Origin of the sequence: Mucilaginibacter ximonensis (assembly GCF_042686265.1) — a bacterium.
GTDB classification, from domain to species: Bacteria; Bacteroidota; Bacteroidia; order Sphingobacteriales; family Sphingobacteriaceae; genus Mucilaginibacter; species Mucilaginibacter ximonensis.
Map to the genome: position 1 here is coordinate 80,485 of NZ_JBHUPD010000002.1, position 13,024 is coordinate 93,508.

Below are 13,024 nucleotides of genomic sequence, written 5' to 3' on the forward strand. Positions count from 1 at the left end.
TTTGTGTCGATATCGGCCTAAAACTCAACATGCGCGCGGATAGAAAGCACATTTACGGGTCCACGATCTTTATTATAGGCCGGGTTGACAATAAACTGGTAATCTGGTGACAAGAAAAGTTTATTTTGATAAGCATTCAGCTTGTAGTACAACTCTGCGATCATCTCAGTACCGTAGTTCAGCTTGCCGTCGCCAATAATAAAACCGTAACCGCCCGCCGCTATATAATTGCGGTGCGGCACAGAGATACCATTGCCTACAAAAGCTAAACCCAACTCATCATCTTTACGGTGCCAGCCGGCACCGCGCAAGGTGGCACCCAAGCTTATTGAACGATCAATCTCTGTAAAATACCAGGTTTCTGTATGTCCGTCGTTATAACTTAATTTAGCAAATACACCGAAGTTATTGGTTAGGTACTGGTCTGCACTGATACCAAACCCATACTTATGCCGACCGTAAGCCTGGGTAGCATCCACATCAGGCGCTGCCGGGCTTAATGCCAACGCCTCATTATAATTGCCCATTTTGCCATTGTTCAGAAAACCCAGCACACGGGTAGTACCCTTCAAACCGTTAATAGTATAGCGTTTTTCAAACTCTAACGTCTGGGTGTTGGCCTTACCCACTTTTTGATCCCATACTGATTGGTTAGCCTGCGTAGTTGAGGCCGTAAAGGCAAAGCGCAGTGTCCAGTCAGGCATACCCAGCTCGGCCATAGCACCTAAGACATAGCCCCGGGTATTAGCGGGATAGTCCCAGGCGCCGTTATCCATCAATGACCAGTTCATGAATTGACTGCGCGGATCATGGCTAAATTCATTACCGTCAAAAAAATCGGCCATACCAAATTTACCGGCGGTGATTGAAAAGTAATGCTTGCTACGTAATCCACCCAACTGGTTAATATCCGGTGCAATGGTATCCATACCACTACCCCACTCAAAATATTGCCTCAAGTACAAACGGGCAATGTAAATAGCCGGGGCAGAGCTACCTACTCTAAAAGTCTCGCCGTTTGGCGAACCCGCCACACCCAGCGCTGAACTTAAACCAGAACCGCCCGAAACTTCGGGATTAAAATAACCTTCGGCACCTTTCCACAATCGTGCGCCACCAAATAATGTCGACGTTAGCGAGCTTTGTGTTTCTGTATGGGTTAACAAGCTGTTAGATCCTGTATACTTGGCTGAGAATGCAGGTTTATACTGTGTAATAACCGTTTGTTGGAAATGGAGATTAAAGCGCTCGCGTTTCACCGAGTCTTGTGCTGCCACGAATTGTTTCGTGACCAGTAATATTAAGGCTGATAGTAGATATTTTTTCATAACAGATAATTAATTAGACAAAGCTAACATTTTTTTTAGACTTGTCTAAATATTATTCAAATCGCATTCGGCGTACAACTGTTGCAGGAATTGCTCCATAAATTCATGTCGTTGAGTAGCCAAACGCTTTCCTGTTTCGGTATTCATTTTATCTTTCAGCAATAGTAGTTTTTCGTAAAAATGGTTGATTGTCGGTGCTGTAGAATTTTTGTAAGCCTCCTTGCTCATATTCATATCAGGTTTGATCCCGGGGTTGTATAGTTCTCGCCCCTTATGCCCTCCATAGCTAAATGCCCGGGCAATGCCTATGGCGCCAATAGCATCGAGGCGATCGGCATCCTGCACCACTGCAAGTTCAGGCGAATAAAAAGCAGGAGCGTCAAAACCGGCTTTAAAGGACATATACCTGATGATGTTTTGAATATGCAGGGTCACGGCAGGATCAATACCAATGCTTGTTAAATAATCGCCGGCCGTTTTGGGGCCTATTTCTTCATCACCATTATGAAATTTACTGTCAGCTATATCATGAAGTAAGGCGGCAAGCTCTACTGTAAGCATGTCAACCGCTTCAGTTTGGGCTATATGTTTAGTATTGGTCCAAACACGGTGAATGTGCCACCAGTCGTGACCGCCTTCGGCGTTTTTCAGCGTGTCTCTAACAAATAGTATAGTGCTGTTGATGATCGCTTGGTGATCCATATTTTGCTTTATGAGCTGCAAATATATAGAAATCGGGCATAGCGAGATATCCATACACATGCCGCTGCATTGCTATAGCATGTGTATAGATTTCCCGTCATCAATTGAAATGAATGACCTTCAAGGTTTTAATTCTTAACCGGGGCCGGCAACTCTTTTCTCGGCATCATCTCATCACGCTGTGAGGTATTATATACAAACCACGCGGTAATGGTAGCCGCTTGTTTCAGGTCGGCCTCGCTTAATTTGTCGTAGGTGTCCTGGTTACTGTGATGAGTACGGGTGCCATAATCCATGCTATCCTGTATAAACTGGAACCCCGGGATCCCAACGGCGTCAAACGATAAGTGGTCGGTGCCACCGGTGTTGTTGATGGTAACGGTGCTTGCACCCATATCGTTAAACGGCGCCAGCCATTGCTTAAATATAGGGCCGACCGCCTGATTGCCCTGCAGATATACACCGCGAATTTTGCCGGTACCGTTATCTAAATTATAATAAGCCGATACTTTAGCTTGTTCAGGTTTTAACACCATTGTTTTTGGGTCGCCGAAGTGGTTTAGAACGTAGTATTTTGAACCATAAAGGCCCTGTTCTTCCGAACTCCAGAGTACAATACGAATGGTACGTCGTGGTTTAAATCCAACCCGTTTAAGAATACGCATAGTTTCCAGCATGACAGCGCTGCCGGCAGCGTTGTCGGTAGCGCCGGTGGCGGCATGCCAAGAATCAAGATGGCCGCCGATGATCACCAGCTGATCTTTTAATTTTTTGTCGGTTCCGGGTATCTCACCAACTACGTCATAACCTTGCAGGTCGTTGGTCAGGAACTCGGTTTTGATATCAGCTTCCATTTCAACTTTTATACCAGCCTTGCTTAGCCGCAGGATACGTTGATAATCTTCGCCACTGGTTTCCAATTCAGGTACCACGGCATGAGCCGTATCGGCAAATGAGGCGCCGTTGGTGGTAAATACGGTACCATCGGTGCCACGGGCCTGGCTTAGTACCAGGGCCACCCCTTCATCTACATAAAACTTGCTGATAGCCTGGCGCAAAGCCAGCAGGGCAGCCAATGAGCCGCGACCTGTAGCCTGCGGACGACGTTGCTGTGCTGCCGGAGCACCTGTCGAGTTTGCCATAGCAGTTAAGGCCGAATCTGTAAGGCGGGTGGCATCGGGTTTAAAGGTATCTTCGAGGTTGCCTTTAACATCGGTCATTACAATCTTGCCTTTTAGGGTGCCTTTGTATTTGTCCAGGTCAGACACGCTGTCGGCTTTAATCACTACTACGTCGCCTTTAATTGGCCCGTTAGTGCCCGGCGTCCATGCTTTAGGGATGGCGATGATGGCGTGATAGTAAGGTGCCGTGATGGCCGCATAATTTTTTTGTACTTCCCAGCCTTTGCCAAATTTGCCCCAGGGCTCGCGGGTGGCGTTTACCATGCCCCAGGTTTTAAGCTGATTCACGGCCCAGTTCTGCGCACGTTTTAACCCCGGCGAATTTGCCAGGCGCGGGCCCGATACGTCGGTCAGATAAAAGGCGGTGTTCATCACCTCTGATTTGTTGAGGCCCTCTTCTTTAATGCGTTCCAACATTTGCTGGTCGGTTTGCGCAAATGCCGATAGCGAAGTGGCCGCAGAGAGCAGTAATGTGTAAAGTAATTGTTTCTTCATGTTTGTGAGAATAAGTCAGTTGTATAACAAACTTATCCATTTATCAGTACAAAACAAAGGCAAAGTGTTTCGCTAAAATAGTGAAACACTTTGAAACACTTTTTTTGTTAATTAACTAGAAAACAACACATTAACAAATGGATTGAAACAGAGCGAAACACCATTAAAAGTCTGGTGTCAAAGATTAATTCACCAGCAACTTATATCCCTTACCATGTACATTGATAATTTCCACAGACGGATCATCTTTCAAATACTTGCGGATTTTGCTCAGAAAAACATCCATGCTTCGCCCGTTAAAATAATTGTCGTCATGCCAGATGTGCAACAGGGCTTCTTCGCGGGTTAACACTTCATTTTTTTTAAGGCAAAGCAGGCGCAGCAGCTCGGCTTCTTTGGTTGAAAGCTTTTGCTGCGTACCGTCAATGGCTATAACCTGGGTAGAATAGTCAAAATCATATCTGCCTATTTTAAAGCGGGTAGGCAGGGCCTCCTCTTTTTTTCCGGTATTTTCAGTTCGTTTTAACAGGGCGTTAATGCGCAGCAGCAGTTCTTCAATGCGAAAGGGCTTGGTAATATAGTCGTCGCCTCCCAGGGTAAATGCTTCCGTTTTATCCTCAATCATGCCTTTAGCCGTGGCGAAAATAATAGGCACCTGGGGGTTTATCTTACGGATGTCTTTCCCCAAGGTGAAGCCGTCTTTTTTGGGCATCATTACGTCCAATATCAGTAAGTCATAACTTTGCTTGGTAAAGGCGTGCAAGCCCTCTTCGCCGTCTGTACACAACACTACTTCAAATTTTCCTTTTAATTGCAGGTAATCCTGGAGCAACAAACCCAGGTTGGGGTCATCTTCAACCAGTAATATTTTTTTCATCGGAAGCAGGTTTTGTGGTGGTTTATGATTTTTAACGGTTAACGCAGATTTATATGTTATGCGCCCTGAAATTTCAACTCAAACTCAGACCCTTTGTCCTTTTCAGATCGCACGTTTATAGTACCATTTAATCGTTTAACTATGGTGTTTACGTAGCTCAAGCCCAATCCAAAACCCTTCACATTATGTACGTTACCGGTAGGTATCCGATAAAATTGTTCAAATATCTTAGCCTGCTGATCACGGCTCATGCCAATCCCTTTATCGGCCACCTTAATAACCACCTGCCCGTTTTTGTTAGAGCTGCTTATGGTGATATGCGGCCTGCCGGTACTGTATTTAATGGCGTTATCTATCAAATTATATAACACGTTTGAAAAATGCAGTTCATCAGCATTAATAATGGCATTATCGGCGTCAAGCTCCAGTACTACTTCAGCCTCATGTTTTTGCAGTTTAAGGGCCATGCTATCAACTACAACGCTGATCATCTCATTTACATCAACCGGTTTTTTCTCCAGCTTAAAGTCGTTTTTATCAATTTTGGCGATGTTCAGCACCCGCTCGATATGGCTTCCCAAGCGCTCATTTTCTTCATAAATGATATTAGCCAGGCGGGCAATGCGTGAGCGGTCGATAGCCACTTCGCTGTCTTTCAAAGCCTCGGCAGCTATCATAATTGTAGAAACCGGAGTTTTAAACTCGTGGGTCATGTTGTTGATGAAGTCGGTCTTCATCTCGGATATTTTTTTCTGGCGGATGATGGCAAACAGTGTAAAACCGAAGCAAAACAACAATACCACCAACAGGCCGCCCGTAACACCCATAGTGGCGGTCATTTTGCTCAATATCAGCGAGTTTTTTTTGGGGAAGGCCAGTTTGATGATACCCGGGTCATTGATCACCTCTTCTTTAAATATCTGGGTGCTGTAACTGTCTGACGGATTGAAAGTAGGGCGCGCGCCGGTTTTGTCCAATGCGGTCGAGTAGATCACCGAGTCGTTTTTAGCCGTAGATATTTCATAGCTAAATGGCTGGTTAATGCCCTGGTTTTGCAGCTCGGCACGTAACAGGGTATCTACAAAAAGCGGGTCCTCGATACGTTTGCGCAGCGGTTCGTTTGAGCGTTGGTATTCATTAACTACATTCTGGATAACGTTGCCATTTTTAGGTTGCAGATTTTGCAGCGAGTCGGCAGCCAATAATTTTTTAAAGCGATTAACCTGCTCTGCCTTCTGTTTGCGCTCCTGTTCGGCTACCCAAAGCGGGTTTATTTTTCGAACAGAAATGGTTTGCTGCCCCAATTGAGGGTCCATGTAAACGGTGCGCCAAACAATATATTTTTCAATTTTTTGATGCTTGGCAGATGCCGGGTCGGGTATGCGGATTACCGGGGTGAACCGTCCCTGAATGACACCATTCTCATCAGTATAAGTTTCAATATCCAATTGAAGATGACTTTCCAGCTCGTCCAGGCGCTGGCTCATGAGCAGGTGCGTCAAACTATCGCGCAGCATAGCTAATTTATGCTGGCGGCGCTTTTGTTTTCTGATAGAGTCTTTATTGGTCGATGTAAAACGAACGGTATTTTCTTTATCAGATATCTCGATGGTTTGCTTCTCATTATAAGGCTTATAAGTGCCCGCCAGATGGCTGGCTTTGGTCATCAAAAAGTTGTTGGCGTCTTTACGTTTTAACTTTTCAACCACGTTATTCAAAGCCTCATTAACCGAGCGGTCGAACAAGCTTGACTGCATGTTGTACGATTGTACCAAAAAATACAATTGCATACCTATCACCCCCAACAGGCCAAAGCCCATTAAGCCAATGATGATACGAATACTGCTTTTTTTCAAATCGCTTTAAATTTTAGTAATAACAAAAATATCTTAAATATAGGTACATAGGGGGCATTTAACAATTTTTAACATCTGTGAAATGCGATGAAAGGGGCAGTGAATAGTCAAATAAACCAATTTGTCATCCTGAGCATCGCGAAGAATCTTATTAAAGCGCATAAGATCCTTCGCGATGCTCAGGATGACAAATCGTAAAAAAGGTTATAAACAACAAAACCCCGCCAAAGCGAGGTTTCAATGTTTTTAAAGACAATTGCCTTATTAATTAAAATGGCAAATCGTCATCATCAGGTGTTGAGCTGATATCGGCGGGTGCCGCATATTCAGGAGCAGCAGCGCTGCCGGCTCCGCTAAGCACGTTTACGCGCCATAACTGCATAGAGTTAAAGTAGCTTTTTTTGCCGGTTTTGTCGGTCCATGGGCGGCCCCTCAGATTAAAGAATACTTCAACATCGTCGCCAACTTTAAGTGGGTCGATCAGGTTGCAGCGGTCTTGTATAGCTTCAAATTTCAAGTACTCAGGGTACTGCGGATTCTCTACATATTCAATGATCAGTTCTCTTTTTTTCAATGCGTCTGTAACCTGCATTGTTGGGAATATCTCGTGTACTTTACCTTTAATTTCCATAAAATTCAAAAAATTAAGAATGTAAAGTTAATATATAAAAGTGTCAGTAGGGACACAATATTCATCAAGTTTTCCACACTTAACTGCCCTGTGGTACGATAAATATTGCGGCTACGTTTTTTAAGGTTAACTTTGCAATCCGTTCTAAAAATTTAAAAACAAACGGGTTAAGTTAACCTTAACTTGTTTAAAGCTATATAATGTCAGTTTTCCAAACCGAGAGTAAAATTATCATCACCTGTAATAAAAGGCTGTCGCCTTACCTGCAACAAGAGGTAGAGGACCTGGGCTTTACCCCTACCCGCGTTTTTCAAACCGGCGTGGAGCTACAGGGAACCGTTACTGAAACCATCAACTTTAATTTAAACCTGCGCTGCGCAAGCCAGATTTTATATTCGCTTAAAAGCTTTACGGCTGCCACGCCACAAGAGCTTTATGAGGAGTTGGTTAAGATTGAATGGGAAACGCTGATTGATTTTAGCGGATACTTCTCGGTGACATCCAACGTAAACAATGAGCATATTTTGACGCCGCTGTTTGCCAACGTAAAAGTTAAAGATGCAATTGTTGACCGCATTAAGTCAGTAAAGGGTGTCAGGCCTAATTCTGGTCCGGACGTTAATAAAACAGTTGTGCATTTGTACTGGCAGGACGATAAAGCCGAAATATTCCTGGATACTTCAGGCGAAACGCTGGCTAAACACAGCTATCGTAAAATACCGGGCAAGGCGCCTATGCTGGAAGCTTTAGCCACATCAACCATAATGGCTACCAACTGGGACCGCAATAGTACCTTTATAAACCCAATGTGTGGCTCGGGCACTTTAGCTATTGAGGCCGCTTTGTTGGCTACTGATAAACGCCCGGGGTTGTTTCGTATGAACTATGGTTTTATGCACATTTTGGGGTATGACGAACAAGTATTTTTTGTTGAGCGCCGTGCGCTGAAAGATAAGGCTAAAAAAGAAATTGGCTTCAAAATTATCGCAACAGACCTGTCAAAAGACGCTGTTGATATCTCGCAAAAGAATGCCCGTACGGCCGGCGTAGAACATTTAATTGATTTTAGCGTTTGTGACTTTGCTGAAACACCGGTACCCGAAGAGCCCGGTGTGATTATGTTTAACCCCGAATACGGCGAGCGTCTGGGTGTGCATTCAAAACTGGAGGCGACCTACAAACGCATGGGCGATTTTATGAAGCAAAAATGCCTGGGCTATCGTGGTTATATATTTACCGGCAACCCCGATCTGGCTAAAAAGATAGGCTTGCGGGCTTCACGACGTATTGAATTTTACAACGGCAAGCTTGATTGTCGTTTACTAGAGTATGAATTATACCAGGGCACAAAGCGCGACCCTAAAGAAGATTAAAATGAAAAAGATAATATTAATTGCTGCCCTATTGTTAACCGCGGGTTTTGTTAGGGCGCAAGAGACGTTGGCGTTCCCTTTTCAGGGTGGTAAAGACGCCATGAAAATATTTTTTAAAGATAGTGTAATTGTATCGCAGCCATTGGTTAAAAGCAGGGCCACCGGCACTGCCATTTTTAAGTTTACTGCGGATGAAGGCGGTGTTATAAAAAAAATTATCATTTACTATGCCGATGATATTTCATTAACTGAGCCCTTAATTGAAGCATTGAAACGCTCCAACAAAAAATGGGTGATCCCAAACCATGAAAAAGTGCATGATTTTATTCTTCCCTTCAATATAAATTTCAATCCCCCGACTGCTCCTGTCAGCGGGCTCACCAAAGCGGTTTATAATTACCATATTCACCGCAAGCCGGTGATAGCGTATGACCAGGTTCCGCTTGATGAGGCAACTTTATTGCCTGCCGTGAGTATAAATTATGATCTGAATCAGTAAAATTTATTTTTTTGTTAAAAAAATAAATCCAACCGCTCAAAATTTTCGTATTTAGGGGTAACAACCCCTAAGCACAAATGAGTAATAAGTTAAATGCGAAAATTAAGGCCATAGCGGCCGTTATTAGAAAGAGACGAGAAGAAAAAAATTACACTCAGGAATATCTGGCTTACAAATTGAATATTTCTCAGAACGCGTACAGTAAAATAGAGCTGGGTTATACAAAAATAACCGTTGAAAGACTATTTCAGATTGCAGAGGTTTTAGAAATTGGCGCGGCCGAATTTTTAGATGCTGATTCTAAAACGGCTGAGCAGGGATTTTTGCGTAGCGGTACAGACTAAAGAGATAACGGACAGTGGTTATTATCCTGCAAAACTAAATTTACCCATCAGCACAGCTGGATTATTTCCGATGGCCAACGGCTCGCCGGCTATGGCTTCATTACCTAATAAAGCAAACAAAATAGCTTCTTTAGCATCGGGATTAATGCCTAACTGAGCAGTATCAGCTATATGCGATTGCGGCAAATGCTTTTGAAGGTATTGGACCACAAAAGGGTTTCGTGCGCCGCCGCCGCTAACAAATATTTTAGCAGCTGCAGGTATATAAGCATTTATAAAATCAACGATAGCCCTGCCTGTAAATGCGCTGATAGTCGCAATAAGGTCTTTTGCTTCAATATGGCTGGTGCCAGAGCGTTCCTGCGCCTTACGCACGTATTCTTCACTAAACAGCTCTGGTCCGGTGGTTTTTGGCGATGGCTCGCCGAAGAAAGGATGCCTTAATAACGAGTTCAGCAGATCTTCATTGACGGCTCCTGAAAATGCAATAATAGAATCTTCGTCATAAGCCCTGTTAAAAAGCGTACGACTAAACGTGTCAATTAAGGTATTGCCGGGGCCTATGTCTGAGCAAAGCACTTTGGTCATGTCGCCATCGCCGGGCAGGTAGGTAAGATTAGCTATGCCGCCGATATTCAGCAATATTCTATCTTCGCCGTCCTTGCGCCCAAGCAATACATCCCCATACAAAGCTAAAGGGGCGCCTTCACCGCCTGCTGCTATGTGTTTCTGTCGAAAATCACTAATGGTAAGAATGCCGGTTTTAACAGCAACATGGTCGCCGTCGCCAATTTGCAGCGTGGCATTTGGGTATTCCTCCTGCCGGTGCAGGCGTTTAGGCGCATGGTAAATAGTTTGCCCATGGCTGGCGATGAAATCAACATCAGATGGTTTGGTGCTCCAATCTTTTAGCGACTTCAATATCAGTTCAGCATGATAAGCGCCGATAAAATCATTTAACAAACAAACTTTTTCCAAATCAACCTGCCGCTTAGAAAACACGGAGCGCACTTCGGCTTTAAAGCGGTCGGGATATGGTATTGTAGTAAAATTCAGCAACTCAAATTGGGTCTGCAAACCGGTACCGGCTATCCTGCATAAGGCAATATCAAGGCCATCTAATGAAGTACCCGACATAAGCCCGATGCCTATGCGCTGCGTCTTTTGAGCAATGCCGGTTAAATGCTGCAGATTGGTATTGAGTGCTTTCATAGTCAAAAATTAAGATATGTGCCGATGCCACTAATTTACCTAATAAGCGCAAAACTTACATTAATTATTCGCGATATTTACGGCTCCATACCAACCTATTTTACTATGGCCAGACTAAATTTATTAGAAGAAACCAGGTACGAAAAGCTGCCTGTAACCGTTTTCCCTACACCTGCAGCTGGTGCCATTGCTGTAGCACAACGCATAGCCAAACTAATACGCGACAAGCAAGCTAAAGGCGAAAAAGCAGTATTAGGTTTAGCTACAGGGGTTACCCCGGTTGCTGTTTATGATGAGCTGATACGCTTACATAAGGATGAATCATTGAGCTTCAAAAACGTTATCACTTTTAATCTGGACGAGTACTACCCCATGCAGCCTTCGTCGGCGCAAAGCTATGTACGTTTCATGAATCAGCATTTGTTTAACCATGTAGATATCGAGAAGGCCAACATTCATATACCCGACGGTACTTTAGCTGAAAGCGATATAGCGGCATTTTGCCTCAATTATGAAAAAAAGATCGAAGAGCTGGGTGGTTTAGACCTGCAGATTCTGGGTATAGGCCGTACCGGCCACATTGGTTTTAACGAGCCCGGCTCGGCACCTAACTCAGGCACACGACTGGTTACTTTAGATGACCTGACCCGTACCGATGCGGCCCGCGACTTTGGCGGTAAAGAAGCTGTTCCTACTAAAGCTATCACCATGGGCGTAGGTACTATCTTCAAGGCCCGCGAAATCATCCTGATGGCCTGGAGCAAAAAGAAGGCGCCTATCATCAAAAAAGCGGTCGAAGGCGAACTTTCAGGCGAGGTGCCGGCTACTTACCTGCAACTTTCGGACAACGTTGAATTTATATTGGACGACCCGGCAGCATCTGAACTCACACGCTTTGATACGCCGTGGCTGGTGAAAGACTGTGTTTGGGACAATGAGCTGAAAAAGAAAGCCGTGATTTGGCTGGCGCAAAAAGTTGGCAAGCCGATCCTAAAGTTAATTGAGGAAGATTACAACAACAACGGCATGGCTCAACTGGCTACCGAGCAAGGGCCGGTTTACAATATTAACATTGATATATTTAGCCAGATACAACATACCATTACCGGCTGGCCGGGCGGCAAGCCCGACTCTGACGACCGCCAGCGCCCTGAACGTGCCCAGCCGGCGAAAAAACGTTCTATCATTTTCTCGCCGCATCCTGACGATGATGTGATCTCGATGGGTGGTACCTTCATTCGTTTGGTTGACCAGGGGCATGACGTGCATGTGGCCTACCAAACATCAGGCAATACGGCAGTTTGGGATGATGATGTGCTGCGCTACATGGAGTTTGCTATCGACTTTACCAAAAGTATCGGCGACGACACCGCCAAGCTTCAACATATCCATAGCGACATGCGCTCATTTTTTGCCACCAAGCAGCCCAACCAGATCGATACACCCGAGGTACGTTCGGTAAAGGGTTTCATCCGTAAAAGCGAGGCTATAGCGGGCGCACGGTACGCCGGCCTGCACGATGACCATATTCACTTTATGGCGCTGCCTTTTTATGAAACCGGTAAGGTTACTAAAAACTCGGTAAGCCAGATAGACGTGCAAATGACTGTAGATTTGCTGCAGCAGGTTAAACCACATCAAATTTTTGCCGCAGGAGATTTTGCCGATCCGCATGGTACACACATTGTTTGCTTTAACATTATTCTGGCAGCTTTAAACCAGTTAAAAGGTAAAGAAGAGTGGGTTAACGATTGCTGGCTGTGGATGTACCGCGGCGCATGGTTTGAATTTGCGACGCACGAAATTGAAATGGCTATACCCTTATCGCCTGACGAGGTTTTACGTAAGCGCTATGCTATCTTTAAGCACCAATCGCAAAAAGACCCGGCAGTGTTTCCCGGCGAAGACGCGCGCGAGTTTTGGGTACGTGCTGAAGACCGCAACCGCGAAACTGCCGAAAGCTATGACAAGTTAGGCTTTGCAGAATACGCGGCTATGGAAGCCTTTAAGCGATACTATTTTTAAGTTAGACGTTGGACGTATTACGTAATACGTTTTTTTAGCTGTTATGTGCAGGTGTTGTTTGTTATGAAAAGCAATATAAACTTGCTTTTCATAACAAACAACACTTAAACTCGACATCATGCAAAATTTTAAAGACCTTATGCTATGGCAAGAAGCGCACAGATTTACGTTACAAGTCTATGAGGTTAGCAAATCCTTTCCGAAAGATGAAACTTTTGGAATCACTTCTCAATTACGCCGGGCTGCAGTTTCTATTCCGTGCAATATAGCTGAGGGATGCGGACGTTATTCTTCAAAAGATTTTGCTAACTTTCTACAAATTGCATTAGGTTCAACAAATGAAACTGATTATTTGCTACTATTGGCTAAAGATTTAAGCTATCTATCAAATAATACCTTTGATAGTCTTCACGAAGTAGTAAATAAAATTAGAGCGATGAATATAAACCTGATTGAAAAAGTAAGGAAATAAAAGAAAACGTATTACGTAATACGTCCAAC

Annotated in this window: 12 protein-coding genes; 5 read left to right on the plus strand and 7 right to left on the minus strand. The window is 44.3% G+C overall.

Going from position 1 to position 13,024, the window contains the following annotated elements:
* Positions 1-17: 17 nt before the first annotated feature.
* The 6 genes from ACFS5N_RS08015 to ACFS5N_RS08040 all read right to left on the minus strand — a co-directional run bounded on the left by ACFS5N_RS08015 (position 18) and on the right by ACFS5N_RS08040 (position 7,070).
* Complete coding sequence (locus tag ACFS5N_RS08015) at positions 18-1,328, minus strand: carbohydrate porin (RefSeq protein WP_377184062.1); 1,311 nt, start codon at positions 1,326-1,328, stop codon at positions 18-20.
* Positions 1,329-1,373: 45 nt separating this feature from the next.
* A complete protein-coding gene (locus ACFS5N_RS08020) occupies positions 1,374-2,030 on the minus strand; it encodes an HD domain-containing protein (protein WP_377184064.1) in 657 nt (218 codons plus the stop codon).
* Between the two features lie 128 nt (positions 2,031-2,158).
* Positions 2,159-3,706, minus strand: a complete 1,548-nt coding sequence (locus ACFS5N_RS08025; RefSeq protein WP_377184066.1) for a M20/M25/M40 family metallo-hydrolase — start codon at positions 3,704-3,706, stop codon at positions 2,159-2,161.
* Positions 3,707-3,890: 184 nt separating this feature from the next.
* The gene (locus ACFS5N_RS08030; RefSeq protein ID WP_377184068.1) at positions 3,891-4,583 is read right to left on the minus strand and encodes a response regulator transcription factor; all 693 of its coding nucleotides are present in this window, start codon (positions 4,581-4,583) and stop codon (positions 3,891-3,893) included.
* Between the two features lie 56 nt (positions 4,584-4,639).
* A complete protein-coding gene (locus tag ACFS5N_RS08035) occupies positions 4,640-6,439 on the minus strand; it encodes a sensor histidine kinase (RefSeq protein ID WP_377184070.1) in 1,800 nt (599 codons plus the stop codon).
* 268 nt (positions 6,440-6,707) lie between these two features.
* Positions 6,708-7,070, minus strand: coding sequence for a DUF3127 domain-containing protein (locus tag ACFS5N_RS08040; RefSeq protein ID WP_377184072.1), 363 nt, complete (start codon positions 7,068-7,070; stop codon positions 6,708-6,710).
* 200 nt (positions 7,071-7,270) lie between these two features.
* Here ACFS5N_RS08040 and ACFS5N_RS08045 point away from each other — a divergent pair, with 200 nt between their 5' ends.
* The 3 genes from ACFS5N_RS08045 to ACFS5N_RS08055 all read left to right on the plus strand — a co-directional run bounded on the left by ACFS5N_RS08045 (position 7,271) and on the right by ACFS5N_RS08055 (position 9,286).
* Positions 7,271-8,443 (plus strand): THUMP domain-containing class I SAM-dependent RNA methyltransferase, encoded by a 1,173-nt coding sequence (locus ACFS5N_RS08045; protein ID WP_377184074.1) that lies wholly within the window; start codon positions 7,271-7,273, stop codon positions 8,441-8,443.
* Between the two features lies 1 nt (position 8,444).
* Entirely contained in the window at positions 8,445-8,942 is a 498-nt protein-coding gene (locus tag ACFS5N_RS08050) for a hypothetical protein (RefSeq protein ID WP_377184076.1), read from the plus strand.
* A 77-nt stretch (positions 8,943-9,019) separates the two neighbouring features.
* Positions 9,020-9,286, plus strand: a complete 267-nt coding sequence (locus ACFS5N_RS08055) for a helix-turn-helix domain-containing protein (protein WP_377184078.1) — start codon at positions 9,020-9,022, stop codon at positions 9,284-9,286.
* A 21-nt stretch (positions 9,287-9,307) separates the two neighbouring features.
* Here ACFS5N_RS08055 and ACFS5N_RS08060 read toward each other — a convergent pair whose 3' ends face one another.
* The gene (locus tag ACFS5N_RS08060) at positions 9,308-10,498 is read right to left on the minus strand and encodes an anhydro-N-acetylmuramic acid kinase (RefSeq protein WP_377184080.1); all 1,191 of its coding nucleotides are present in this window, start codon (positions 10,496-10,498) and stop codon (positions 9,308-9,310) included.
* A 105-nt stretch (positions 10,499-10,603) separates the two neighbouring features.
* Here ACFS5N_RS08060 and nagB point away from each other — a divergent pair, with 105 nt between their 5' ends.
* Both nagB and ACFS5N_RS08070 read left to right on the plus strand, forming a co-directional pair.
* The gene (nagB, locus tag ACFS5N_RS08065; RefSeq protein ID WP_377184082.1) at positions 10,604-12,523 is read left to right on the plus strand and encodes a glucosamine-6-phosphate deaminase; all 1,920 of its coding nucleotides are present in this window, start codon (positions 10,604-10,606) and stop codon (positions 12,521-12,523) included.
* Positions 12,524-12,641: 118 nt separating this feature from the next.
* On the plus strand, positions 12,642-12,995 hold the full coding sequence (locus tag ACFS5N_RS08070; RefSeq protein WP_377184084.1) for a four helix bundle protein: 354 nt from the start codon (positions 12,642-12,644) through the stop codon (positions 12,993-12,995).
* The last annotated feature ends 29 nt before the right edge of the window (positions 12,996-13,024 follow it).